This window comes from Streptomyces sp. NPDC032822 (genome assembly GCF_055578825.1).
The window spans coordinates 23528-49242 of sequence record NZ_JBVIOL010000014.1; the positions used below are offsets into that span (position 1 = coordinate 23528).

Annotated in this window: 22 protein-coding genes; 10 read left to right on the top strand and 12 right to left on the bottom strand. The window is 72.1% G+C overall.

From position 1 onward, the window contains the following. The first annotated feature begins 49 nt into the window (after nt 1–49). Complete coding sequence (locus tag ACZ5VD_RS32105) at nt 50–973, top strand: SDR family oxidoreductase (protein ID WP_468551430.1); 924 nt, start codon at nt 50–52, stop codon at nt 971–973. Nucleotides 974–1041: 68 nt separating this feature from the next. Here the strand turns inward: ACZ5VD_RS32105 and ACZ5VD_RS32110 are convergent, their stop codons facing one another. Next, nucleotides 1042–1590, bottom strand: coding sequence for a hypothetical protein (locus ACZ5VD_RS32110; protein ID WP_468551431.1), 549 nt, complete (start codon nt 1588–1590; stop codon nt 1042–1044). A 49-nt stretch (nt 1591–1639) separates the two neighbouring features. Here ACZ5VD_RS32110 and ACZ5VD_RS32115 point away from each other — a divergent pair, with 49 nt between their 5' ends. Together ACZ5VD_RS32115 and ACZ5VD_RS32120 are read left to right on the top strand one after the other, a co-directional pair. Then, on the top strand, nt 1640–2443 hold the full coding sequence (locus ACZ5VD_RS32115; RefSeq protein WP_468551432.1) for an SDR family NAD(P)-dependent oxidoreductase: 804 nt from the start codon (nt 1640–1642) through the stop codon (nt 2441–2443). A gap of 67 nt (nt 2444–2510) precedes the next feature. Then, nucleotides 2511–3803 (top strand): MFS transporter, encoded by a 1293-nt coding sequence (locus tag ACZ5VD_RS32120; RefSeq protein WP_468551433.1) that lies wholly within the window; start codon nt 2511–2513, stop codon nt 3801–3803. Here ACZ5VD_RS32120 and ACZ5VD_RS32125 read toward each other — a convergent pair. Continuing rightward, nucleotides 3781–5172 carry a pyridoxal phosphate-dependent decarboxylase family protein gene (locus ACZ5VD_RS32125; protein WP_468684217.1) on the bottom strand — a complete coding sequence of 464 codons (1392 nt, stop codon included), beginning with the start codon at nt 5170–5172 and terminating at the stop codon, nt 3781–3783. The two genes, ACZ5VD_RS32120 and ACZ5VD_RS32125, sit on opposite strands and share 23 nt — an antisense overlap. Nucleotides 5173–5315: 143 nt before the next feature. Between ACZ5VD_RS32125 and ACZ5VD_RS32130 the strand changes: the two genes are divergently transcribed. After that, nucleotides 5316–6011 carry a L,D-transpeptidase family protein gene (locus ACZ5VD_RS32130; RefSeq protein ID WP_468551435.1) on the top strand — a complete coding sequence of 232 codons (696 nt, stop codon included), beginning with the start codon at nt 5316–5318 and terminating at the stop codon, nt 6009–6011. A gap of 23 nt (nt 6012–6034) precedes the next feature. Here ACZ5VD_RS32130 and ACZ5VD_RS32135 read toward each other — a convergent pair whose 3' ends face one another. The 4 genes from ACZ5VD_RS32135 to ACZ5VD_RS32150 all read right to left on the bottom strand — a co-directional run bounded on the left by ACZ5VD_RS32135 (nt 6035) and on the right by ACZ5VD_RS32150 (nt 10608). Continuing rightward, entirely contained in the window at nt 6035–7234 is a 1200-nt protein-coding gene (locus tag ACZ5VD_RS32135) for a Gfo/Idh/MocA family protein (protein WP_468551436.1), read from the bottom strand. Nucleotides 7235–7329: 95 nt separating this feature from the next. Then, the gene (locus ACZ5VD_RS32140; RefSeq protein ID WP_468551437.1) at nt 7330–8691 is read right to left on the bottom strand and encodes an ABC transporter substrate-binding protein; all 1362 of its coding nucleotides are present in this window, start codon (nt 8689–8691) and stop codon (nt 7330–7332) included. 9 nt (nt 8692–8700) lie between these two features. Next, nucleotides 8701–9627, bottom strand: coding sequence for a carbohydrate ABC transporter permease (locus ACZ5VD_RS32145; RefSeq protein WP_468551438.1), 927 nt, complete (start codon nt 9625–9627; stop codon nt 8701–8703). Nucleotides 9628–9642: 15 nt separating this feature from the next. Continuing rightward, entirely contained in the window at nt 9643–10608 is a 966-nt protein-coding gene (locus tag ACZ5VD_RS32150) for a carbohydrate ABC transporter permease (RefSeq protein ID WP_468551439.1), read from the bottom strand. A 168-nt stretch (nt 10609–10776) separates the two neighbouring features. Here ACZ5VD_RS32150 and ACZ5VD_RS32155 point away from each other — a divergent pair, with 168 nt between their 5' ends. Next, complete coding sequence (locus ACZ5VD_RS32155; RefSeq protein ID WP_468551440.1) at nt 10777–11937, top strand: ROK family protein; 1161 nt, start codon at nt 10777–10779, stop codon at nt 11935–11937. 100 nt (nt 11938–12037) lie between these two features. Further along, nucleotides 12038–12223 (top strand): hypothetical protein, encoded by a 186-nt coding sequence (locus ACZ5VD_RS32160; protein ID WP_468551441.1) that lies wholly within the window; start codon nt 12038–12040, stop codon nt 12221–12223. Nucleotides 12224–12377: 154 nt separating this feature from the next. Here ACZ5VD_RS32160 and ACZ5VD_RS32165 read toward each other — a convergent pair whose 3' ends face one another. Next, entirely contained in the window at nt 12378–13748 is a 1371-nt protein-coding gene (locus ACZ5VD_RS32165; RefSeq protein ID WP_468551442.1) for a S1 family peptidase, read from the bottom strand. Between the two features lie 163 nt (nt 13749–13911). After that, entirely contained in the window at nt 13912–14967 is a 1056-nt protein-coding gene (locus tag ACZ5VD_RS32170; RefSeq protein ID WP_468684220.1) for a hypothetical protein, read from the bottom strand. A gap of 26 nt (nt 14968–14993) precedes the next feature. Here ACZ5VD_RS32170 and ACZ5VD_RS32175 point away from each other — a divergent pair, with 26 nt between their 5' ends. Next, nucleotides 14994–16172 (top strand): MalY/PatB family protein, encoded by a 1179-nt coding sequence (locus ACZ5VD_RS32175; protein WP_468551444.1) that lies wholly within the window; start codon nt 14994–14996, stop codon nt 16170–16172. A 38-nt stretch (nt 16173–16210) separates the two neighbouring features. Next, nucleotides 16211–16591 carry a PPOX class F420-dependent oxidoreductase gene (locus ACZ5VD_RS32180; protein WP_468551445.1) on the top strand — a complete coding sequence of 127 codons (381 nt, stop codon included), beginning with the start codon at nt 16211–16213 and terminating at the stop codon, nt 16589–16591. A gap of 101 nt (nt 16592–16692) precedes the next feature. Here the strand turns inward: ACZ5VD_RS32180 and ACZ5VD_RS32185 are convergent, their stop codons facing one another. The 3 genes from ACZ5VD_RS32185 to ACZ5VD_RS32195 all read right to left on the bottom strand — a co-directional run bounded on the left by ACZ5VD_RS32185 (nt 16693) and on the right by ACZ5VD_RS32195 (nt 21235). Next, nucleotides 16693–19467: an alpha/beta hydrolase gene (locus tag ACZ5VD_RS32185; protein ID WP_468551446.1), complete on the bottom strand. Its 2775-nt coding sequence runs from the start codon at nt 19465–19467 to the stop codon at nt 16693–16695. 450 nt (nt 19468–19917) lie between these two features. Next, nucleotides 19918–20346 (bottom strand): Zn-ribbon domain-containing OB-fold protein, encoded by a 429-nt coding sequence (locus ACZ5VD_RS32190; protein WP_468551610.1) that lies wholly within the window; start codon nt 20344–20346, stop codon nt 19918–19920. Nucleotides 20347–20491: 145 nt separating this feature from the next. Further along, nucleotides 20492–21235, bottom strand: coding sequence for a TetR family transcriptional regulator (locus ACZ5VD_RS32195; RefSeq protein WP_468551447.1), 744 nt, complete (start codon nt 21233–21235; stop codon nt 20492–20494). A 298-nt stretch (nt 21236–21533) separates the two neighbouring features. On the opposite strand from ACZ5VD_RS32195, the gene ACZ5VD_RS32200 reads away from it, so the two are divergent. Beyond that, nucleotides 21534–22292 (top strand): peptidoglycan-binding domain-containing protein, encoded by a 759-nt coding sequence (locus tag ACZ5VD_RS32200; protein ID WP_468551448.1) that lies wholly within the window; start codon nt 21534–21536, stop codon nt 22290–22292. 150 nt (nt 22293–22442) lie between these two features. After that, entirely contained in the window at nt 22443–22934 is a 492-nt protein-coding gene (locus tag ACZ5VD_RS32205; RefSeq protein WP_468551611.1) for a flavin reductase family protein, read from the top strand. 238 nt (nt 22935–23172) lie between these two features. Here ACZ5VD_RS32205 and ACZ5VD_RS32210 read toward each other — a convergent pair whose 3' ends face one another. Then, a complete protein-coding gene (locus ACZ5VD_RS32210) occupies nt 23173–25575 on the bottom strand; it encodes a SpoIIE family protein phosphatase (protein ID WP_468551612.1) in 2403 nt (800 codons plus the stop codon). Nucleotides 25576–25715 lie beyond the last annotated feature (140 nt).

The window sequence follows — 25715 nt, forward strand, 5'->3', positions numbered from 1 at the left end:
CTCCACCGATCGCACGACCCCTCGCACACAGGGAAACGGGAGGCCGGACATGCCGGAACCACTGAAGCCGCTGAAGGACAGAGTCGCGCTGGTCGCCGGGGCGACCCGGGGAGCCGGGCGGGGCATCGCCGTCGAGCTGGGGGCGGCCGGCGCCACCGTGTACGTCACGGGCCGCAGCACACGGGAGCAACGCTCGGAGTACGACCGCCCCGAGACCATCGAGGACACCGCCGACCTCGTCACCGAAGCCGGCGGCCACGGCATCGCGGTCCCCACCGACCACCTCGACCCGGCACAGGTCCGTACGCTCGTCGACCGCGTCGCCGACGAACAGGGCCGCCTCGACGTCCTCGTCAACGACGTCTGGGGCGGCGAGAACCTCTTCGCCTGGGACACCCCCCTCTGGGAGCACGACCTCGACAACGGCCTCCGGTTGCTCCGGCTCGCCGTCGAGACCCACGCGATCACCAGCCACCACGCGCTGCCCCTGCTGCTGCGCCACCCCGGCGGGCTGGTCGTCGAGATGACCGACGGAACCGCCGAGTACAACCGCGACACCTACCGCGTCAACTTCTTCTACGACCTCGCCAAGGCGTCCGTCCTGCGGATGGCCTTCGCCCTCGCCCACGAACTCGGACCGCGGGGCGCCACCGCGCTCGCCCTCACACCCGGCTGGCTGCGGTCGGAGATGATGCTCGACAACTTCGGTGTGCGCGAGGACAACTGGCGGGACGCGACCACCCGGGTTCCGCACTTCGCGATCTCCGAGACGCCCCGCTACGTCGGCCGGGCCGTCGCCGCCCTCGCCGCCGACCCGGACGTGGCCCGCTGGAACGGCGCGTCCCTCTCCAGCGGCGGACTGGCCCCCGTGTACGGCTTCACCGACCTCGACGGCAGCCGCCCGGACGCCTGGCGCTACCTGGTCGAGGTCCAGGACGCCGACAAGCCGGCGGACACGGCCGGCTACCGCTGAACTCCGGTGCCCGGGCCCCGGCTTCCCCGGAGGCCCGGTCCGGTGCCGCCCGGCCACCGCCCGGCCGCCTACCCCTGAGGTCCCGTCTCCCCGGCGGGCGGCAGCGGCCAGCGCGCGGAGTGGCCCGGCGGCAGCGCCAGATCGTCCCGTACGGCCGCGTAGTAGCCCTCGCGTCCCCGGCGCTGCCGCTCCAACAGGGCCTGCCAGGCCTGCGGATCACGCGTCCCCTCGCGCAGGAACCGCTCCATCTCCATCACGGCGACCACCCACGCCCGGGCCCGCTCCACCGCCTCGGGACTGCCCAGCAGGATCAGTGCCTCCCCGGACGGATCCCGGGCGACCGTCGCCTCGGCCATCAGCGGGGCGGCCTCCTGGGGGGAGAGCGGATGCGGGTGCGGGTCGTTCCCCAGATGTGCGGCGACCCGGTACGTCAGGGTGACGGACTTCTTCAACGCGCGCGCGTAGTCGGCGTACACGGAGAGCTTGCGTTCCTCCCAGCGGGCCGCCCGCTCACGCCGGAAGCGGGCCCGGTCGCTGCGCACGATCGCGAGGTACGAACCGAGCGCGCCGATCACGACGCCGAAGAGGGCGGGGAGTTGCTGAAGGAACGCGGACATGGCCGCACGGTACCTGCCCTGTTGATCGTCGCGGCACTACCGTCGGCCCATGACGCACACACAGCGCTTCGAGGGGTACGGAGTCCTCGTCACCGGCGCCGCCAGAGGCATCGGCGCGGCCACCGCCCGCCGGTTCGCCGAGGAAGGCGCCCAGGTCCTGGTCACCGACGCGGACCCGCCGACGGCACAGGAAACGGCCGCCGCCCTGCGCCAACAGGGTCTCCGCGCCCGGGCGTTCGCGTGTGACGTGACCGACCGGGAGTCCGTCGGGGCGGCCGTCGCGTACGCGGCCCGCACCTTCGGCTCCCTCGACGTCCTGGTCAACAGCGCCGCCCACTGCACGCCCGACGCCCCGCTCTTCGAGGACGACCTCGACGAGACGTGGGCGCGCGACCTCGACGTCACCCTGACCGGTGCCTACCGCTGCTGTCGCGCCGCCCTCCCGCACCTGGTGGCCTCCGGACGCGGCGCCATCGTCAGCGTCGGCTCCGTCAACGGCCTCCAGGACTTCGGCAACCACGCCTACAGCGCCGGCAAGGCCGGGCTGGCCTCCCTGACCCGCACCCTCGCCGGACACGCGGCGGCGCGGGGCGTCCGCGTCAACCTGGTGACACCCGGCACCGTCCGCACCTCGGCCTGGGAGGGCCGCGACGACGACCTCGAAGCGGCCCGCGGCCTCTACCCCCTCGGCCGGGTCGGCGAGCCCGAGGACATCGCCGCGGCCGTCGCCTTTCTCGCCTCGCGCGACGCGTCCTGGATCACCGGCACCACCCTCACGGTCGACGGAGGCCTGACGGCGGTCAACACCGGATTCCGCCGTGCCCTCGACCGCGATGCCACCGAGAACGGGTAGCGATGCTTAGGTTTCCCTGTAGATCTTTTCACTTGTCCTGATGCGTTGCTCGGGGCAGCGTTCTCCTGTGCAGCCCGAATCCCCTTGGCGTACCGCCGACTTCCGCGCCCTGTTCGCCGCCACCGCCCTCAGCCAGCTCGGCACCAACATCGGCTACGTCGCCATCCCCCTGGTGGCCGTCGCCGCCCTCGACGCCGGTCCCGGGCAGGTCGGCCTGCTGGCCACGCTCGGCACCCTGGCGTTCCTGCTCATCGGGCTGCCGGCCGGCGCCTGGGTGGACCGGATGCGGCACCGCCGGGTCCTGATCGTGGCGGACCTCGCGCGTGCCGTGCTGTTCGTCTCGATCCCGCTCGCCTGGTGGCTGGACGTCCTCACGCTCGGCCAGCTCTACGCGGTCGTCCTGCTGGGCGGGTGTGCGACCGTGTTCTTCGACGTCGGCTCGCAGAGCACGCTGCCCGGGCTCGTGGGCCGTGACGCCCTGGTACCGGCGAACGCCGCGATGGTAGGCCTCCAGGCCGTGGGCAACGTCGCGGGACGCGGCGCGGGCGGCGGCCTCGTCCAACTCCTCGGCGCACCCGTGGCCGTGCTCTGCACCGCGGTCACCCACCTCGCCTCGGCCGTCCAACTGGCCTTCGTCCGGAGCGAGGAGGCCCCGTCCCCACCGGTGCGGGAAGAAGGGCTGGTCGCGCGGATCGCCGAGGGCCTGCGGCACGTCCTCGGCAACCGGGAACTGCGCGCGCTCGCCCTCACCGGTGCCCTCACCAACCAGGGCTCGCAGATGGTCAACACCATGCTGCCCATCCTGTTCGTCCACGAACTCGGCCTGTCGGCGGGCGCGTTGGGCCTGTACTGGGCGGCCGGCGGGGTCGGCCTCCTGCTCGGCGCCCGCTGTGCCCGCCCCCTCGCCGCCCGTCTCGGGCACGGCCGGACCCTGGGGCTGGGCGGACTCGTCCTGGCGCCCGCCGGACTGCTGGTGCCGCTGATCGACCGTGGCCCCTGGCTGTGGATCGCCGGGGCGGGCTGGACGCTGGCCATGTTCAAGACCGGAGTGGACAACGTCCTCGGCGTGAGCCTGCGCCAGCGGATGACGGCGGACGGCCTCCTCGGCCGTATGAACGCCACCTTCCGCTTCCTGCTCACCGGAGCACTCGCCGTCGGCGCCGCCGTGTCCGGCCTGCTCGGTGAACTGGCCGGTGTCCGTGCGACGTTGTGGGTGGGCGGAGCCTTCCTGGCGGTGGCCTTCCTGCCGGTCTTCCTCTCGCCCGTCCGCACCCGCAGGGACCTCCCGCGCCAGGAGTCGGAGCCGAGGTCGGGGAAGCCCGGGGACAGGGACAGGCTCAGCGCACCCGGGCCGTCATGAGAGCCGCGAGCACCCGTTCCACGTCGCCCTCCGTCGTACGCCAGTTGCTGAACGCCGCCCGCAGCGCGGGCACCCCGTCGTACACGGTCGGCGTCACAAACGTCTCGCCCGACGCGGCCACCGCCCGGGCCAGCGCGTCGACCCGCTCCTGGGTCGGCTCCTCGGCCAGGGTGAAGCAGACGACGTTCAGCCGGACCGGCGCGAGCAGCCGCAGCCCCTCGACGTCGGCGATGCGCTCACCCAGCACCCGCGCGAGAGAGACATTGCGCTCGACGATCTCGCGGTGCCCGTCCCGGCCGTACGCCACCAGGGAGAACCAGGCGGGCAGGGCCCGCAGCCGCCGTGAGTTCTCCGGCGTCAGATGCAGGAAGTCGGGCTCGCCGGTGGGCAGGCCGAGGTACGGCGAGGCGTTGTGGAACACCGCCACCTGGAGATCGGGGCGGCGGGTGAACTGGACGGCCGCGTCGTAGGGCACGTTCAGCCACTTGTGCAGGTCGACGCAGACGGAGTCGGCCGCGTCGAGGCCGGCGACGAGATGCGCGTACGCGGGGGAGAGCGCGGCGAAGGCGCCGAACGCGGCGTCGACGTGCAGCCAGAAGTCGTGCCGCTCCCGGAGGGCGACGATCGCCCGCAGGTCGTCGAAGTCGACGGTGTTCACGGTGCCCGCGTTCGCCACCACGATCGCGGGCCGCCCCGCCAGCGCGGTCAGTGCCGCGTCCAGCGCGCCGACGTCCACGGCCTCGCGGTTCCCGGCGAGGACCGGCACGGGCCGCAGCCGGTCGCGGCCGACCCCCAGCACGGACAGTGCCTTGCCGATGCTGGAGTGCGGGCTGCCGGACAACACCTCGACCGGGCCCAGCGCGCTCGCGCCGTCCCGCGACACGGACACCCCCAGCCGTTCGCCCAGCCACTCCCGCGCGATGGCCAGCCCCACCGTGTTCGACACGGTCGCCCCGGTCACGAAGGCCCCGCCGTGCGCCTCGCCCAGCCCGAACAGGTCCCGCAGCCATGCCAGCGTCTCCCGCTCCAGGGCCGTCGCCCAGGAACCGGCGGCCCCGGACCCGTTCTGGTCGTAGGCGCTCGTCAGCCAGTCCCCGGCGACCGACGCGGGTGTCGCCCCGCCCGTCACGAAGCCCAGGTAGCGCGGGCCCGCCGAGCCGGAGAACCCGGGCGCCCACCGCTCGGCGAACCGCGCCAGCGCACCCTCGCCGCCGGCGCCCCCGGCGGGCAGAGCGCTGGGTGCGGGTGCCCGGTCGAGACGGGCGACCGGCCGTCCGTCCAGACCGGCCAGCTCCCGGGCGGCGAGGTCGCGGGCGGACTGCAGCAGCCCGGGAAGCCGGGCGAGATCGTCGGTGAGGTGAGGATGCATGCCCGGCAGCGTAGGCGGACCGGCCACCCCTGAAGGCGCCGAACTTCACCATTCGGTCACAGCCCGGCCGACGCTACAACCGAAAGCCCCGCGGGCCTGTCTATCAGTTCGGACACACCGGACACGCGCAGGGAGAGGCCGCCATGGGGGACATACGCAGACGGGGAGCCGTCGCACTGGGGATCACCGGACTGGTGGCGCCGCTCGCGCTCGCGCTGGGCACCACGCCCGCGCAGGCCGCGAGCTGCACCACACAGGCCGGCCCCCACCAGAAGCAGGTGGAGAAGTTCCTCGGCCGACCGGTCGACGGAAAGCAGTCCTCCGCCGACTGCAAGGCCATCCAGGCCTTCCAGAACAAGCACGGCATCACCCCGAACGCCGGGTACGCGGGCTCTGTGACCTGGGGCGTGATGGACCTCATGAACAAGCAGAAGGCCGTCGGGAACAACCCCAACAAGGCGGGCAAGTGTCCGGTGAACAAGGGCCGTATCGCCTGCGTCAACCTGACCCTCCAGCTGAGCTGGATCCAGGACGGCAAGAAGCTCGTCTACGGCCCCGTCCCGGTCCGCACCGGCCGTAACGGCTACGAGACCCGCACCGGTCTGAAGACGGTCTACTGGCGGGACATCGACCACGTCTCGTCCATCTACGACGTGCCGATGCCCTACAGCCAGTTCTTCGACGGCGGCCAGGCCTTCCACTCCGTCGGCGTCAGCATGTGGAACCCGCCGGGCTCACACGGCTGCGTCAACATGACCAAGACCACCGCCAAGAAGTACTGGTCGCTGCTCAAGAAGGGCGACGACGTCTTCGTGTACGGCCGTAAGCCGGGCACCTGACAGGTACCCGGCCCGCCCCGCGCCTACCGGGGCGCGTCCCCGAAGTCCAGGATCTCCAGCCTGACTCCGCCCTGCCGCGCCGACTCGTGCGCGACGATGCCTGGCAGGGTGTAGCGGGCGGCCACCCACGCGTTGACCGACGGCATCGACCTGGTGTTCACGGCGGTCACGAAGTCGTCCACCAGGAAGTGGTGGCTGCCCTCGTGGCCGTTGTGGAGGTGGTCGAACTCCCGCGGCAGCCGCGCCCGGTCGTGCACCGGCGCCGACCCCGAGGTGAAGGCGGCCCGCAGATCCGGCGCGATGTGCCGGAGGGAGGGATCGTCGGGGGACATGGTGGGCTTCGGCTCCAGAAGCTCGCTGATGTCCTTCACCCCGTTCTTGTCCTGCCACAGGGCGAACGTGGCGAGCTGTTCCATGCTCCCCTCCGTCCCGAAGAACCGGAACCGCGACTCCCGGATGTGGGAGGGGTAGCCGACCCGCCGGAACTCGTTCGTACGGAACGACCCGCCGCCCGCCACCTCGAACAGCGCGGTCGCGTTGGAGAGATCGTTCCCGAACTGGCTGACCTCCTTGTCGAACACCCCGTCCGGGCGGTCGTCGACCACCCCGATCGCCGACACGCTCACCGCGTGCGTCTGCCAGGCGCCCAGCACCCCGCCGATCGAGTGCGTCGGATAGAGCAGTGGGGGATAGCTGGCGGTCGCCTTCCAGTTCTCGCCGCCGCTGTACTGGTACGCCTCGTAGAACCCCAGATCCATGTCGTGCACATAGTCGCCCTCGGCGTAGAAGAGCCGTCCGAAGGCGCCCTCGGCGATCTGGTTGCGGGCGTGCACGGTCGCCGGGTTGTACTGGCTGGTCTCACCCATCATGTACGTCAGTCCGGTCGTCCTGACCGCGTCGATGATCGCCGCGATCTCCTCGGCGGTGATCGCCATCGGGACCGCGGAGTACACGTGCTTGCCGGCGTTCAGGCCCTTGACCACCAGGGGCCCGTGCGTCCAGCGCTGGGTGAAGATCGCGACCGCGTCGACCGCCGTCGACTCCAGCATCGCCTCGTAGGACGGGAAGGTGCCGGTCAGGCCTTCGTCGGCGGCGAGTTGCCCGGCCCGTTCGGGGAGCAGATCGGTGACGTAGACGTCACTGACGCCGGGATGGGCCAGGAACAGCCTGGCGAACTGGCCCGAGAACTGTCCGGCGCCCACGATGCCGAGGGAGAACGTCATGGATGGCGTGCCCTTCATCTCATGGGGCGGCCCATGGACCGCCCCATTGATCGATGTCGTTGTTCGATGTCACCGGTCGATGTCACCGGTCGATGTCACTGGTCGAGGATGAGATTGATCTGGTCGTTGGTCGCGTCGAGGCTGCCCACGGACTTGCCGCCCCCATACACGTCCTGCATGGCCGGATGCATCAACGCGTACACGTCGGCCGCGTAGTTGGTGATCGGGTAGGAGAAGGTCGCGAAGTCCTTCTTGTCGTCGACCGGTTCGGTGAACGCCGACACGTCGATGCCCTTCTTCGCGTACGCCGCCACCGCGGCCTTCGTGCCGTCGGGCGTGGCCGGGAAGACGATGCCGTAACCACCCACGGTCTTCTGGCACTCGTCGGAGGCCAGGTACCGCACCCACTTCTTCGCGCCCGGCATGTTGTGGGCGTCCTTGGTGATCGAGTCGGCGAGGCCGTTCATCATCGTGGCGCGCTTGCCGGTCGGGCCGACGGGGGTGACGGCGGTGGCCATGTCCAGCCCCTTGAAGCCGTCGTAGGAGGAGATCATCCAGGCCCCGTCGAAGGCGGTGGCCGCCTTGCCCGCGGCGACCTGCGTGTTGGCCTGGTTGGACTGGGAGTTGTAGTCGGTGAAGGGGGCCAGGTAGCCCTTCTTCGCCAGCCCGAAGTACCACGTGATGACCGACTGGAAGGTCTTGCTGTCGTACCGGTACTTCGTGCCCCACCGCTTCTGGTCGGTGTAGGACCAGCCCGCGGAGGCGGCGAAGTTGCTCCACTGGGTCTGACCGTCGCCGTCGCCGCCGCCGTTGGAGGCGAGGCCGTACACCTTGACGTTGTTCTTGTCGAAGCCGGGCTCGTCACCCCGCCGGCCCTTGTCGTCGACGGTCAGATGCGCGATGGCCTTCTCGAAGGTGCCGCCGTCCTTCGGGTTCCAGGCCAGGTCGCCCAGCTGGTCGGCGGTCAGGCCCGCCTCCTTCGCCATCTTCCGGTTGTAGAAGAGCGCCACGGTGTCCCAGTCCTTGGGGGAGCCGTAGCGGTGGCCGTCCTGGCCCATCCAGTTGGCGGCCAGGCCCGGCTGGTAGGCGGCGTCGTCGATGCCCAGGTCGTCCAGGGGTTCCAGGACCTTCAGGTCGGCGAACTGACCGAACCGCTGGATGTGGTCGGTGAACACGTCCGGCTGGGTGCCGGCGATGAGGCTCGCGGTGAGCTTGGCCCAGTAGTCATCCCAGCCCATCTGGGTGATCTTCACCTTCAGGCCGGGGTTCTGCTTCTCGAAGTCCTTGGCGCAGGCCTGGTAGGCGGGCTGCTGGCTGGCGTCCCACATCCAGTACGTCACCGTGTTCGCCGACGCCCCCGTGCCGTCGCCCTGGGCGCAACCGCTCACCAGGGCGAGTGCCAGCGCCCCGGTCGCGGCCACGGCCGGACGTATCCGCGTGTGCAGCCGAATCCGCATGTCAGCCCCTTACTTGATTCCGGTGAAGCTGATGGTGCTGACGATGCGCCGCGCGAAGAGCCCGAACAGCGCCAGCATCGGCAGGGCGGCGATGAGGGTCGCCGCCATCAGGCCCGACCAGTCCGTGCCGGTCTGCGGGGTCTGCGCCCGGAAGACGGCCAGTGCCACGGTCAGCACCCGCGAGCTGTCGCTGTAGGACACCATCAGCGGCCAGAAGTAGTCGTTCCAGGACGTGATGTACGTCAGCACGGCCAGGGTCAGCACCGGTGTGGACGCCATCGGAAGCAGCACCCGGAAGAAGATCCGCACCTTCCCGGCACCGTCGAGCAGGGCGGCCTCCTCGACCTCCCGCGGGATGTTCATGAAGAACTGCCTCAGGAAGAACACCGCGAACGGCGTCATGAACATCGTCGGCAGGGAGATCCCCAACAGGGAGTCCACCAGGCCGAGTTCCTTGATCAGCACGAAGTTCGGCAGCAGCGTGAAGATGGTCGGCACCATCAGCCCGGCCAGGAACAGCGCGAAGACCTTGTCCCGGCCGCGCCAGCGCAGCCGGGCGAAGGCGTAGGCGGCCATCGCGGAGAAGAAGATCTGGCAGACGGTGACCAGGGTCGAGACGACCACCGAGTTGAGCAGATAGCGCCAGAACTTCAGCCCGCCGCCCGCACCGCCCTGGGCGATGGCCTCCTTGGTGGACTGCAGGCCGAGCGCCCGCTCGAATCCGCCGGTGGTGATGTCGACCGGGAGCGGGTCGGCCGGATGGGCGGCGAGCCCCGCGTTCGAGGAGAGCGCGGTGCGCAGGATCCAGTAGAAGGGCAGCAGGGTGACGAGCACGATCGCGACCATCGCCACCCAGGCCACGATCCGCCCGGGGGAGGGCCGGCGCCTGAGAGGTCGTACGCGTGTCGATGTCGTCGGGACGGTCACGGCGGACATGGCGACTCCTTCCGCTCAGCCGAGGTCGGTCTGACCGGCTCGGGTGAGCCGGTACTGGAGGACGGTGATCGCGCTGAGCACCACGAGCAGGGCCACCGACATCGCGGAGGCGTAGCCGAACTGGAAGCGGCCGAAGGCGGCACCGTAGATGTAGAACTGCAGCACGTTGGTGGCGTTCGCCGGCCCGCCGCCGGTCGTCACGGCGACCGTGTCGAACACCTGGAACGAACCGATCACCGTCATGATCAGCACGACCGCCAGGACCGGCCGCAGCAGCGGCATCGTGATCCGCCAGAACATCCGCCACTCGCTCGCGCCGTCCACCCGCGCGGCCTCGTACATGTCACCCGGGATGGCCTGGAGTCCCGCGAACAGCAGCAGCGCGGTGTAGCCGACATGGCGCCACACGTTGATCAGGGCGATCGTCGGGATGGCCCAGGTCTCGTCCGCCAGGAACGGGATCCGGTCGGCCCCCACCGCCGCGATGATCTCGTTGCCGATACCGAGCTGGGTGTCCAGGATCCAGAGCCAGACGATGCCCGCGACCACGTTCGACATCAGATACGGCGTGAGCACGATCCCGCGCAGCACCGCGGACTGTGTCAGCCGCTGGAGCAGTACGGCGATGGCGAGGGCGGAGACCGTCTGCACGGCGATGTTGATGAGCACATACTCGACGGTGATCGTCAGGGAGTCCCAGAAGATCGGGTCGTGGACCATCCGCACGTAGTTGTCGAGGCCCACCCACTCCGCCGGGGTGAGCAGGTTGAAGCGGGTGAAGCTCAGATAGATGCCCCGCAGGGTGGGCCAGAGCAGGAAGACCACGAAGCCCAGCAGGGCGGGCGCGATGAACACCGCTGCCAGCCGCCCGTCGCCCTGGCTCTCGCCGGCCCCCTGCCTGCCCTTCCTCGACTTCGTCCGTGCCCCCTTCGCGTCGCCCAGGGGCAGACGCGAAGGGGGACTACTGGAGGCGATGGTCATCGGGAGACTCCCTTGTCCGCGGCGGCTCATCCTCGGCACTTACTTTTGTGGCGGAAGAATCCATGCGTCAAGAGGTGCGCAAACATCTTTTCCGAGCCACCCCGAACGTCGTAGAGTGGTCATGTTGGTTTTACGGCGAAAGAAATCTTTGTGGGGGGTCCGACCGACATGACCGCAGATGCCGCCAGCTGGCTTCCCCTGAGCCAGGGCGAACGTTCGGTGGCGATCGAGGTGCTCGTGCACGGCCCGCTATCGCGCACCGACATCGCCCGCCGCCTCGACCTCTCGGCCGGCAGCCTCACCCGGCTGACCAAACCGCTCATCGAGTCCGGCCTGCTGGTCGAGGTCCCCGAGGCGGGCGTCCCGGTGGAGGTCCGCCAGGGGCGCCCCTCACAGCCCCTCGACGTCGTCGCCGAGTCCCGCTCCTTCCTCGGATTCAAGATCACCGAGGACATGGTCTACGGCGTCGTCACGACCCTCCGCAGCGACATCGTCGCCCGCCACGACCGGCCGCTCACCACCCACGACCCGGCCGCGGTCGCCGACCTGCTGGCCGGGATGACCGACGAGATGGCCCGTAGCCACCCCCGGATCGCGGGTGTCGGCATCGGTGTCGGCGGCCTGGTCCGGGACCGGACCGTGGTGGGGGAGTCCCCGTTCCTCCAGTGGAGCGAGGTCCCGCTGGCCGCGCTCGTCGAGGAGCGCACCGGACTGCCGGTCGTCGTCGAGAACGACGTCGCCTCCCTGGTGGAGGCCGAGACGTGGTTCGGCGCCGGCCGAGGCCTCGACCGGTTCGTCGTTCTCACCATCGGCGCCGGCATCGGCTACGGCCTGGTCCTGGGCGGCAGGCGGGTGCCGTACGTCGAGGAGGACCGCGGCTTCGGGAGGCACTGGATCGTGAACCCCAACGGCCCCCTCACCCCCGAGGGCGAACGCGGCAGCGCCGTCTCCCTGCTGACCATCCCGAGCATCCGCTACCAGGTGCGGGCCGCCACCGGCCGCGACCACACCTACGAGGAGATCCTCGCCCTCGCCGCCGCGGCGGACCCCATGGCCGCCCGCGTCATCGACGAGTCTGCCCGCGCACTGGGCACCCTCGTCGCCCAGATCGCCAACTTCGCCATGCCCCGCAAGATCCTCCTCGCGGGCGAGGGCGTCGGTCTGATGGACGTGGCGGGCAAGACGGTCGAGGAGACCATCCGAGCCCACCGGCACCCGCTGGCCGACCCGATCGACCTGGAGACCAAGGTGTCCGACTTTCACGACTGGGCGCGCGGCGCCGCCGTGCTGGCGATCCAGGTGCTGGTGCTGGGGGCGGCACAGGCCTGAATTCCTGCGCGGGGCTTGACAGATGGACGTGATCAGTAACACGGTCCGATATGTCCGATTAGCTCGTGATTACTCACATCGCCTTCACGTGCACGGCCGTATGCTTCACATCATGTCCACCAGTGTTGAACCCGCTACCGAACGTTCGGCTGACGAGGTCAACGAGGAGATCAGGGCCCTGTGGCTCCGGTCGGGCGGGACACTGACCGGCGAGCAGCGCGAGGAATACCGGCGGCTCGTCCTGGAGTGGGCCGCCGCGGCCCCGCAGCCGGCGGAAGCGGCCTGACGCTCCTCGAAGGCCCGCCGTCGCACACCTCGACGACCGCCACCCCTGACGTCCGCCGTCCTCGACCGACGTCCACCTCTCCCGGCCTCCCGGCTTCCCCCGTTCCCTTCCCGCGGCCGGGCCGGGTGCCGGTTCCGGCACCCGGCCCGGGCCGTCACCCCCAGGTCGCCGAGTAGTACCGCCGGTACGCCTTACGGTCCTGCTCCGCCCGGATGTACCGGGTGGCCACCAGCGCGACCAGGCTGCCCGCGATCACCAGTAAACCGGGACCGAGGTTCCTGCGGTCCGTCAACCGGGACAGCAGCGGCTCGCCCGCCGTGCCGCCCGCCACCGGAGCCGACGCACCCGGCGCGGCCGCACCGGGCGCGGCCGAACTCTGCGTCGCCGCGGCCGACGGCGTCGGCGCGGCGCTGCCGCCCGCGGCCGGGGCCGCCACGATCAGCTGGAGGTCGAGGTCGGCCAGCGCCTTCGTGATCGGCTGGAAGAACGTCGTACCGCCCGACTGGCAGTCCCCGCTGCCGCCCGAGGTCACCCCCAGCGCGACCCCTTCCGAGAACATCGGACCGCCGCTGTCCCCGGGTTCGGCGCACACGTTCGTCTCGATCAGACCGGTCACGGTGCCCTCGGGGTAGTTCACCGTCGCGTTGAGCGCCGTCACCTGTCCGTCGCGCAGACCGCTCGTGCTGCCGCTGCGGAACACCCGCTGCCCCACGGACGGATCGGCCGACGAGGTGATCTGTACGCCCTTGCCGTCGCCGATGGCCACCACGGCCGCGCCGTCACCCGCCCGGCCTTCCTCGTACTGCACCAGGGAGTAGTCGTTGCCCGGGAAGCTCTGGGTGACCGTCTTTCCCACCTGCTCGGTGCCCCCGTTGTCCGCGAACCAGACGGACCCGGTGGGCCCGCAGTGCCCGGCGGTCAGGATGAAGTCGCTTTTTCCGTCGGTCACGTTGAAGCCGGCCGAACAGCGTCCGGCGGTCGACAGGATCGGCAGCGCGCCGTTCAGACGGGGCGTGAACGTGCCCTCGGTGCGTTCCATCCGGACGAAGCTGCCGATGCCGCCCGCCACCTGCGTCATCTCGGACCAGTCGGCGGCCGAGACGGTGCTGTCGCCGCGCACCACGACCTGGTTGGTCCGGTAGTCCATCGCCCAGGCCGTCCCGGGCACCCGGGGTGCCGAACGCAGCGTCGCCGTCGCCGACTTGAGCTCGTTCATGCTGTGCGACACGACCTTCGCCCGGGCGCCCGCGTCCCGGACCTCGGCGGCTGTCCGCTGGTCGGTGACCGCCACGACCGGCCGGCCGTCGGCGTCGATCCAGGTACCCGCCGTGCGGGAGCCGCCCAGCCGCGAGACGAGACCGGTCCCCGTGGCGGCGGCCTCCTGGGCGTACGTCCGCGGGACCGCGGAGGCGGTTGGAGGCTCGCTCGCCATGGCCCGCGTGACCATCGTGCCCCCCAGGAGGAGGCCGCCGACGGCCGCCAGCCGTGTCACTCGCCGGACGACCCGTCGTCGTGCGTGCCTCATGCATGGCTCCCGAACCCGAATGTGCGGCGTCAACACCGCGGGGCCCTCCGGTCGTTGAGCGCCCACCTTCCATACGTGGCCGAGGAGCGGGGTGTTCACGACAGGGGTGATCTTTACTCGCCCCGCGCGGCCGACGGGCCCGCCCTACCCGCGTCCACCTGCGTCAACCGGCGAATCCGGCACCCGAGTCGACCGGTGAGCCGTGCGGCGAGCCGTCCGGTGCCGGCGTGAGCCGGGACCAACTGAGCTCGTCGCCCCACACGGACGCGGTCCCCACATAGGGGCGCAGCAGCTCGGTGAGCACCCGGTCGCCGTGTCCGTTCAACTCGTCCGAGGCGATCCTGCGGGCGGTCCCGGCGAGGAAGTCGGCTAGCTGCACCCGCGGATCCTCCCGCGCCACCACCAGCCGCACCCCGTCGAGGCCGGTCCCGGCCCGCCGCGCGGTCTCCTCGATCCACGCGATGCGCTCCGGCGTCAGCATGTTCTGACGGTCGTGCACCAGCCGCACGGTACGGCCGCCCGCACTCCAGTGGGCGGCCGTCGCGACGATGGACGGCAGCAGCGGATTGAGCACCGGGACCAGCGTGGGGCCGGCGGCGACGGCCGCCCGGTAGGAGGCGGCGCGCGGCCGGGTGGCCGCGAGTGCGCCGAGGACGCCCGCCACGGCCGTACCGGGACACGCCTGCCGCGCGCTGTCGACCTGCCGGAAGAAGGCGTCGACGGGCTCCTCGGGCGCCCCGTCGTTCCTGACCCGCAACAACTGGTTGGCCGCGGCGAGGAACTCCCGCCACCGCTGCTCCCCGAGGACCCGCCGCCCCGCCCGGAACAGCGCGAGCGCCTGGGCCGCCCCGTCGTCGAGCAGCAGGTCGACGACCCGGTCCACCACGAAGAACGTCTTCTCCGTCAGCTGCACGTGCGCGTGCCCGTGCAGCGGGCCCGCGGGGGCGAGCAGCCACTCCAGGACGGCCCGGTGCTTCTCCCGCAGTAGATGGTTCGCCTTGTACTCCTCCGCGGGCGAACGGATCCGGTCCCGGACCTCCTGCACATGCCCCGCGGCCGTCGCCACGGGCAGCCGCACACTCCCGTGCGCGAACACGTCGGTGTTCCCCGCGGTGAGGTTCTCGCCGTCCGAACCCGACTCGTCGCAGGCGATCTCCACGACCCCGCCGGCCCGCCCCGGACGCGCCCCCGGCACCCCGTCCTCACGATTCCCGGTCACACCACAGCCCCCTAATCTTGTGCCCCATGACCAGGATCCCGCACGAATCGTCCGGTGAACCGAATCCCCTGCGCGCACTCACCCTCGACCGCCTGCGATGTCGTACGAGCATGAAATGGCGGACCTACCCCGAGGACGTCCTTCCGCTGTGGGTCGCCGAGATGGACGTACCCCTCGCCGGACCGGTCGTGCGCGCGGTGACCGACGCGCTCGCACTCGGTGACACCGGCTACCCGGCGGGCACCGCGTACGCCGAGGCGCTCGCCGCCTTCGCCGACAAGCGGTGGGGCTGGGGCGGACTGGCGGTGGAGCGTACCGCGATCGTTCCGGACGTGATGCTCGGTGTGGTCGAGATGATCAGACTGGTCACCGGACCGGGCGACCCGGTCGTGGTGAACCCGCCCGTGTACCCGCCGTTCTTCCAGTTCGTCGACCACATGGACCGCCGGGTCGTGGAGGCCCCGCTCGGGCCGGAGGGGCGTCTCGACCTCGGCATCCTGGAGGGCACCTTCCGGCAGGCGGTGTCGGGCGGTCGCCGGGCCGCGTATCTGCTGTGCAGCCCGCACAACCCGACCGGGACCGTGCACACGGCCGACGAACTGACCGAGGTCGCCGCCCTCGCCGACCGGTACGGCGTGCGGGTCGTCGCCGACGAGATCCACGCGCCCCTCGTCGCGTCCGGCGCGGAGTTCGTGCCGTATCTGAGCGTGCCGGGCGGCGGCAGCGGGCTGTCGCTCATGTCGGCGTCCAAGGGGTGGAACCTGGCCGGGCTGAAGGCCGGGCTCGCCGTCGCGGGACCGGCTTCCGCCGCCGACCTCGCCCGGCTGCCCGAGGAGGTCGGCCACGGCCCGAGCCACCTCGGCGTCATCGCCCACACCGCCGCCCTGCGCGACGGCACCGCCTGGCTGGACGCCCTGCTCGGCGCCCTCGACGACAACCGGCGTCTGCTCACCGCCCTCCTCGCCGAGCACCTGCCCGCGATCACCTACCGCCCCGGCCGGGCCACCTACCTCGCCTGGCTGGACTGCCGTGCGCTCGGCCTCGGTGACGACCCGGCGGACGCCTTCCTCCGCCGCGGCCGGGTGGCACTGAGCCCGGGGATCCCGTTCGGCACCGGCGGGCAGGGGCACGTACGCCTGAACCTGGCGACATCGCCGGAGATCCTGGAGGAGGCGGTACGGCGGATGGCGTCGGCGCTGCGCTGACCCGGTCGGGACCGGTGCGGCCGCCTAGACTGCCCGACATGGACGACACGTTGCTGGAGCGACTCGCGTCGGGCAAGTACCTGCTGCTCACCAGCTACCGGAAGAACGGCACCCCGGTCGCCACCCCGGTGTGGGTGGTGCGCGACGGTGACGCGCTCGGGGTCTGGTCGGTCGCCGACGCCTGGAAGGTGAAGCGGATCCGGGCCCGCGGTGACGTCCTGGTCGGTCCCTGTGATGTGCGGGGCCATCCGACCGGCGACCAGAAGCCCGCCACCGCCGAGATCTGCGACCCGCAGACCACGGCCCGCTACCGACGGCTGCTGGCCCGCAAGTACGGTCTCGCCGGCCGCCTCACCCTCTTCGGCAGCCGGCTGCGCCGGGGCCTGGACGGGACGGTCGGGATCCGTGTCACGCTCTGACACCCGCAGGGGCTGACGCACGCAGGGGCTGACACGGGTCCGGGCTGACGCAGGTGCGGGGCACGGACCGCGACCGGTCCGTGCCCCGCACCTGTCAGGGACTACGGCGCGTCCAGCACCGTGCCCGTCAACGCCGGGGCGCCGGGCAGTGGTTCGGCGTCGAAGTCGGTGAGCGCGATGCTCGTCGACTCGGTCGGCTCGGCCACCTGGTCCCGTACCGTCGGCACGATGAAGTCGGCGCTCGTGGCCCCTGCCGGGATGCCCGTCCACACCCACAGGTTCGCCTGGGACAGCGCCCGCTCCGGGTCGGGCGAGTCACCGGAGTAGTCCGCCAGCCACTGCGGGTCCACGTCCTTGGTGGACAACTCGGCGCCCTCGGTGACCGGGAGCACCCGGACCGGCTGCCAGATCTCCACGTCGGTCGGCGCGTCCAGCGAGATCCGCCAGGTCAGCGTCCCTCCCTCGGACACCCGGTCGGTGACCGGCGTCAGGGTCACGACGGGCTCGGGGTCGTCGTTCTCGGCGGTGACCCCGCCCCGGTGCGCGCCGACGACCGTGCCGTGCACGGCCTTGACCAGGAGGTCGTGCTGCTCGTCGTAGCCGTAGCTCGTGTCGCCCTTCACCTCGACCGGGACGTCGATGGCGTGGCTGCCCGGTCGCACCGTGACCACCCTGCTCTCGGGCCGCTCGGTGTCCGGGTCGAGGACGTAGATCCGGACCCGGCCGCTGCCGTGGCCGGACACCTTCACCGGGATGCGGTAGGTGCGGGTGCCCGAGTCGCCCTCCTTGACGGTGAGCCGGCCCACGTCGACGCGCGGCAGCGCCGCCGCCCTGACCGCCGGGGTGCCGGGGGTCCAGCCCCAGGCGTCCATCAGCCAGGCCTGCCCTGACGGTGAACGCGGCGTCAGCCGCAGGGACTTGACATGCCTGAGGTCGAGACCGGCGCGGGTGGCGGCGGCCAGCGGGACGCGGACCTCCTGGGCCCAGTACGAGGCGGTGAGTTCGGTGCCGGGCAGCCCGTCGACGCGGACCCGGCCGAGCGTGGCCGTGCGGCCGGAGGTGTCGGTGACGGAGACGTCGAGCCGGGTGCCGGTGGTGTTGGGCGGCACCATCACGCGCAGCGTCAGGTCCTTGGCGCCGGAGAGGGAGCGCGGTGCGGAAGGGGTGACCTTCGTCGCCGTGCCCGGCGCCGACCACTGGAGCGCGATCGCGCTGCGGCCGGTCTCCTTCTCCGTGTCCCAGCCCGCGAAGTGCGGGGACCGCCCCGGGGTCTCGGGGTTCAGACAGGCCGTGGCCGGCTCGGGGTCGACGGCCGCGCACAGCCTGCCGCCGGTCACCTTCACCGGGCCGTCGTCCGGGACGAAACCGGCCGTCCGGCGGGCGCCGACCGCGTGGGTGAGGACCCGGGCCGGGTCGGCCGAGGGGGCCCGCTTCCCGGAGCCGTCGAGAAGCGGGCGCACGCGGTCGTCGCCGGCCACGAACAGCCGGGCCGCGGCGGCTACGTAGGTGGCACCCGCCTGATGCTGCTGGTCGGCGGTCAGCCGGGTCGGGGCGCTCGCGGTGCACACCGGGTCCGGCTGTTCCTCGTCCTCCCAGAAGTCGTCCCAGGCGGGCGCCTCGGCCTGGCCCGGGGTCCACTCGCTGTTGAAGTAGTTGTGGTTGGCGCCGACCATGTAGACGGCGCTGTGCAGGGCGTTGCCCCGGCTGACGCCGCGGGTCCCGTCGACGTACACCTCGCCCTGGAGGTCGTACACGTCGCCGTCGCAGCCCGGCAGGATCGTCACCGACGGCACGTCCGCGACCGGATTCTGGCCGAAGATCGTCGGTCCGACGAGCACGGTGCCGCGGATCTTCCAGCGCACCGGGCCCCGATAGCCGTCCTGGGCGGCGGGCGGCGGGTACAGGCTGTCCATGGCCGCCCGGTTCACGCCCTCGCCGCCGCGTGAGTGGCCGACGAGCAGGACCCGGGAGAGGTCCGCCTTCGGCGCCTTGCGTACGGCGGCCGGGGCGGTGTCCGGGTGGGCGGACCAGTCGGCCCAGCGGGCCAGGTGCTGCCGTACCAGCGACGAACGCGCCTGTGCGCCGGCGTCCTCGGCGTCCGCGTCCTGGGCGTTGATGCCGTTGGCCGAGATCGACACCGTCACATAGCCCTGGGAGGCCAGGAGCTTCTGGTCCTTGAGGTAGCCCTTGTGGCTGGGGATGGACTTCAGGCCGGTCGGGCAGGGCCAGTCACCGGTGACGTCGTCCTCGGAGCCCGGCTTGTAGCAGGTCGGGTGGCGGCCGTGCAGGAACAGCGCGAGCGGCCGCTTGCCGGTGGCGCCCTGCGGGGCGACCACTTCGGCGCGCATCTCGATCGGGGTGGCGAACCCGGGCAGCCGCACCGGATCCAGGGTGTACTCGCCGGTGACCGTGCGGTACGAACCCGGCTTCCCGGGGTCGACGCCGTTCGCCGGCAGCCGCGCGGCTGCCGGGGACTCCTGTGCGCGGGACCGGGCGGTCCCGCTGGTCGCCCTCTCGTCCAACCGGCGTCCACCGGCCAGTACCTGAAGGTCCGTCAGCCGAGGGGAGCGGGCCTCGTCGAGGTCCAGCCGGAACGTCCGGCCGTCCTTCCCGGCCGTCGGCACCCCGAGCAGCCGGCCCCCGGCATGGAACTCGACGCGCGCGTCCCCCATCCGCACGGGCTTCGGCGCACGCCAGAGCAGCTCACGCGTCCCGTCCTCCCCGACGACCCGCCAGCCGGGCGGCAGCCCGTTGTCGGCGTTCGCCCCGGGCGGTCTCGTCTCGGACGGCTGCTGGGCCTGTGCCGGTCCTGGCGATCCCGCCAGAGCCGCCAGCACCGCCACGGCGGTCACACATATTCGCCGGGCACGGATCAATGGTCCCCTCCTCAACACACCAGGCGCAGGCGTCCCGTTGGTCCCGGGAGCCTCTCGCGTCACAGAGGACGGAAGGGGCGGGCTGTGGGTTGTCTGTGAAGGAGTGTCGACCGACGGCGCAGGACGTGATCAGGCCACCGGGGACCGGGGCGGAAGGAGTGCGCGGATCCGCCGGCGGGGTGGGGCTGTGCATGAGCCGATCCACCCACCACCGCGCCGCCACTGGCCGGCGCGCCCAGATGTTCACGCGGGCCCTCGCCGAACGCCCCGCCTACCGGGCAGCCGCCCTCTGCTCCTTCGACGGCGGCGCGGGCCGACCGGGACCGGAGGTCGAGGCGTGCCGTCGGCGGCCGTCCCGGATCCGGGTCAGCTCCGGCATCGGCGCGCCGCGCGGTGACACGGCCGTCGAGGTGAGGCGCGGACGCCGGTGGGAGTCGGGTGGGCGTTCCGTCAGTTCCAGGCGCGGTAGGGCTCGTCGAGCAGTTGGAAGACCGGCTCGCCCCGGACCGGGTCCTTCGCGGTGGACAACCGGACCCGGTCCCCGCTGTGGATGCCGATGAGCGGTCCCATGACCCGGCCGCGCACGACGAAGCCCTCGGCCATCTCGATCAGGGACACGTTCCGGGCGGCGGGGGTGTTGCGGTGCACCACCGTGGAGTGGCGGACCGTCCCGGTGCCGTCGCTGCGTTCGGTCCGCAGGTCACTGCCCTGGCAGACCGGGCAGAGCAGCCGGTGGTACATGGCGGTGCCGCACCAGGTACAGCGCTGGAAGAGGACGGCGTCCGTGTCCGCGCTCCGGCGCTGCGGACTCCCGGGCTCCAGCAGCCCCGTCGCGGAGCCGACTGACTGACGATCGACGCTTCCTGAGGGGTGGTACACGCTGGTCAACTCCCTGCGCTCGGACGGAATCCGACGTGCGCGGGTCACCGTGCACGCACGTGCCCGGTCGCCGTGCCACCGTGCACGCCCTCAGGGTATGGCACTCAGTGCCACGCGTAAAGGCACTGCGTACCCCTGATCTGGGTCAGTCGCGCCCGAGCGTGGTCTCGATCTCCTGGACGACCCGCCACAGGGGCGCCTCGCGCCGGGCGACCACGACCACCACCTCTTCGGCGCCCTGCCCGCCGACGAGGGACACGTGCGGGCCGCCGAAGGCGGACCGCACGTAACCGAGGGCGTGGTCGACCGTGGTGCCCGCGTCGTCCCGCCCGTCCGAACGCAGCCAGGAGCGCAGCGCGTTGTTGTGCGCCGCGACGACCGCGGCGGCGATGACGTCGGCCCGCAGGGTCCCGTCGCGCCGGCCGGCGAAGCGGCCCCGCAGGTACTCGGCGAGGGCCCGCTCGTAACGCCACACCACCGACAACTCGTACGCTCGCAGCCCCGGCACCTTCTTGGTGAGGCGGTAGCGCTGCACGGAGAACGTCGGGTTCTCGGCGTACATTCGGAGCACCAGCCGGGCCGCGTCGCAGACCCGGCCCACCGGTTCGTCCCCGTCGTCGCCGGCGGCCAGGAACTCCGTCATGTCCGTCAGGCACCGCTCGTGGTCGGGGAAGACCACGTCCTCCTTGGAGGGGAAGTAGCGGAAGAAGGACCGCCGGCCCACCCCGGCCAGCGCCACGATGTCGTCGACGGTGGTCTGCTCGTAACCCCGCTCCAGGAACAGCCGGAAGGCCGCCGCGACCAGCGCGTCCCGCATGGGCGGCTTCGAGGCCGCGGCGGCGGTCCCTGCCTTCAGGTCGGGACGGGGTGCCGCGCTGCTGGAGCTCATGGACGGGAAAGTAGCACCCGACCGGGAGCGATGGCACTCAGTGCAGTGATCAGGGGGTACTGAGTGCTCTGCGGGTGCATGGTGGCGGCCGGTTCCTGACGAACACCCGTCGCCCACGTTCGGCCGCCCGGAGCCGAGAAGCCCCCGTACCGACGTGATGGAGACCTCCCCGCACCGGTTCCTCGCCGTGGTGCGCCGATCACCGATGCCGGGGAACTGAACTCCTCGTGCGGCAGGCGCGTATCACTCCCCGGGGGAAAGCCGCAGGGCCCCGGGGAGGGGACGGAAGGAGAGCTGAATGCCGACACCGACCGACCGTGGGCCGTCGCCCGAACGGCCCGACGACCTGCCTCTGGAGCCGGTGCGTGTACTGCGCCCCCGGAACACGGACGCCCTCGCGGAGCTGATCAGGGAGTTCCGGGAGCTGAGCGGCGACCGTCCGGAGAACCTCCACGGCGACTACGAAGTGGTGCCGCTGCCACCGCCCGAGCCGGAGACACAGGAACTGCCGCCCGTCACCGACAGCGGCCGGGTGGCACCGCGACGCGCCCGACCGGCCCGGTACGGGGCCCGTCCGGCCCGGCACGGCAGCCACGCGGCGCCTGGCGGCGGCCACCTGGTACGGAGTGACGCGCCCGTCGGCCGGGTGCACGGCCTGCGCCGTACCACCCTCGCGGGCGCCGTCGCGGCGGCGGCCGTGATCGGCTTCGGCTGCGCCTTCCTGCTGCCCGGCCGCAGCGAGGCCGACTCGGCCCGGCCCAGTGTCCCGTCCGCGTCCGCTTCCGCCCCGGCCGCTCCCCCCTCCGCTCCCTCGGCCGACCCCGACGGCGCGGGCACCCTCAGGGAAGGAGCCGCCGGCGCCGAGGTGACCGACCTCCAGCAACGGCTGCTGCGCATCCCGGACGTCTACAAAGACGGCTCCACCAACGGCAGTTACGACGCCACCCTGACCGCGGCGGTGGCCCGCTTCCAGGTCTGGTACGGCATTCGCGGCGACGAGTCCGGCGTCTACGGCGACGACACCCGACTCGCCCTGGAGGCCCGTACCGGCGAATGAACGGGAACCGCCCCTGCGGGCCCGGCCCCGGTCCGCAGGGGTCGGCCATGGATCCGGCACGGGCCCGGATGGCAGGGGTGGCCGTGTCGTGGTCGGCTGGGACCGGGGTACCCGGCCGGTGACACCCACCGAACGGAAAGCGGCATGAGCATGGCGGACATGGACGCGTTCTTCGACCGGCTGGACCCGGACATGTGCGTGGTGACCGCCACCGCGAACGGGGAGCGGGCGGGCTGTCTGGTCGGGTTCGCCTCGCAGTGCTCCATCCGGCCGCCACGCTTCGTCGTGTGGCTGTCCGAGGTGAACCGCACCTGCCGCGTCGCGCGGGACGCCCGCTTCCTCGCCGTGCATCTGCTCACCCGCGAACAGCATGAACTGGCCGAGCTGTTCGGGGGCCGGACCGGTGACACCACGGACAAGTTCCGGCACCTGACCCTGCGGGAGGGGCACGGCGGGGCGGTCGTCCTGGAGGACGCGGCGGCCTGGTTCGTCGGCGCGGTCCTGCGCAGCGTCGACGGGGGCGACCATGTCGGGTTCGTCCTCGATCCGGTGGCCCGGGGCGAGCGTCCGGGCACGGGCGACAGTCCGTTGCTGCGCCTGGGCGAGGCCCTCTCCATCGAACCCGGTCACCCGGTGGACTGACGTTCCGCCCCGGTGCTCGAACACAGCGCAACGGGTCGGGAAAGTGCGCGGCGGCCCCGGAGCGGCTGCCGTCAGCATGGGCAGCTCCCTGTACGAGGGACCCCGCACCGCCCCGAACGAAGGCCACGCCGATGAGCGGCTCCCGTATCCCGGGCCTGGTACTGCCCACCGTGTTCCTGCTGGCCCTGGTCGTGGGCGCGTTCTGGTACTGGAGGCATCGCGGGGACGAGTGAGCCGGTCACTCCGCCCGGTCGGGCACCCGGATGTCGACCACACAGACATCGTCCAGCGGCTCGCCCTCCAGCATCCCGGCGAGCAGCCGGTTCAGGGAGCCGGACGCGTCCGTGTCGCGGGTGACGACCACCTCGGCGAGCCGCGCGAGGCCCGAGTCGATGCCCTCCGCCCGGCGCTCGACCACCCCGTCCGTGTACAGGATGAGGCGGTCTCCGGGCTCCAGGTGGCACTCCGCCTCCTCGTAGACCGGCGAGGAGCTCGCCCCGAGCAGCATGCCGCGGGGGCGGGGCAGATAGCGCGCCGAGCCGGCCCGCAGCAGCAACGGCGGCAGATGACCCGCCTGTGCCCACACCAGTCGGCGCTCGGCGGCGTTGTAGCGGGCCAGGACGATGGTCGCGGTGCCGTGGGAGTCGCGGGAGTGCAGCAGCAGGGTGTTGAGACGGGCCAGCGCGCCGGTCAGCGAGGAGCCGGTGATGACCATGCCCTTGGCGGTGAAGCGCAGTTGCGCCATGGTCGCGACGGCACCGATACCGTGCCCGGCGACATCGCCGACCACGAACAGGGCGTCCCCGTCGGGCAGTTCGATGGCGCTGAACCAGTCGCCGCCGACGTGGATCCCCGACTGGGCGGGCAGATAGGCCACTTCGACGCGCAGCCCCGCCAACTGCTGGGGCCGGGTGGGCAGCGGCAGCAGCGCGTGCTGGAGCCGGGCGGCCAGGGTCCGTTCGGCGCGCAGCACACCGTGCTGCGCCAGCACTTCCTGTTCGCTCTCCACGAGGGCGAGTTCGGCGTTGCGCTGCGCGGTGAGGTCCTGCACGAAGCCGTGCACCTCGACGGCCGTGCCGTCGACGTCCAGCACGGCCTCGGCGACGGCCCGCAGATGCCGGACCCCGCCCGCCGCGGTGATCCGGAACGGGATGTCGAAGGGGCGTCCGGCGCGTACCAGTTCCCGGATGGAGCGGATCAGCGTCGGCCCGTCCTCGGACAGCGCCAGGCGCGGGAGGTCGGCCAGCGGCACCGGGCCGAGAGCCGGGTCCCGGTCGAAGATGTCGAACACCTGGGACGACCAGTTGACGTCGTACGTCACCAGGTTCCAGTTCACCCAGCCCAGGTTGCCCAGCCGCTGGACGTCCGCCAGCCGCTGTTCCTGCCGGTCCGAGGAGTCCTGCCGGATCCAGGCGACGACCAGATCGCCGCCCAGTCGTGCTGCGCGCAGCGAGTACGTCGAGAGCTCCGCGGTGCCGTCGGCGAACCCCTGGTGGGCGAACGGCTGCCCCTCGAACGGCTCTCCCGTCGACAGCGTGCGCAGGCATCCCTGCCACACCTCCTCGCCGGCCATGCCCGGGAAGGACTCCAGGATGCGGCGGCCGACCAGTGCGCGGCCACTACGGCCGACGACGTCGACCGCGTCCGCCGTGACCGCGTCGATGCGGTAGTCCTCGACCTCTCCCGAGGGGGCCGTCAGCGGGGAGAGCAGCATCGCGGCGCCCGGCAGGGCGTCGAACAACGCCTGGGTGGCACTGTCGGTGGACTGCTCGCGCCGGGCGCCGAACGCCCGCAGCCGGCCCGCGCACAACCGGGCGACGGCCCGCAGGAGCCGACGGACCGGCGGGGTGAACGGCCCGGCGCGGCCACGCAGCACACCGATGCAGACCTCGGTCGAGTCCCCGGCCGGCACGGGCAGCCAGGCACGCGAACGCCAGCGTTCGGGCGGGTCCCCGATGAGGAGGTACCGGTCCCGGTCCGTGGCGAGGTCCTCCAACCAGCGCGGCTCGCGCGTGCGAAGCGCGTCCAGGGCCGCTATCCCGGCCAGCGGGGGCACCTGGTGCCACTGGGCGGCCAGGTCGTCGTCGATTCCGGCGTGCCCGATGAGTTCGAGCCCCCCGGTGGGCAGGCGCCGGAACAGCATGACCGCGTCGGCGTCCACCTCGGGCGCCAGACGCTCAAGGAGGCACCCGGCGAGATCCCGCGGGGTGCCGACCCGGACCAGGGCCTCGCCGATGCGGCCGAGCGTGTCGAAGCCGTCGTCCACGCCGCCGGTGCCGTCCGTACCGTCCGCGGCGTCGGTGCGGTCCGTGGCGAGGGCCTCCCTGGTGGCCGGTACGCCGGGCGCGGGGGAGCCGGCGAGTCGCCCGGTGGGTCCGGAACCGGTGGACCCGGCCCCCGGTGCGGCACGGTACGGCGAGGGAACCAGGTCACCGAGGGTGATCCGGCACTCCTCCAGCAGCGTGCGGTTCGCGGCCTCGGCGCGCTTCCGCAGCTGTCCGCCCGCGGCCTCCGAAGTGCATCCCGTCAGCGCCATCAGTGCGCCCTTGGCCCGCTCCAGGACGGCGGACGTGGCCGCCTGGTCCCGCAGCCGGTCCATCTGGGCACGCTGCCGGGCAACGACTTTCGCCAGCGCTGCCATGTCGGGCGCGGCACCCGGCTCGGCGGGGCTGGAGGGCTCGCTCGTCACGCGTTGAGCATCGCACACACGGCAGGTTTCGATCGCGGTCTTGTGGAGGCGGATCCCACGTATCGGTGACACCGCGCCGGGTGGCGCCCGGG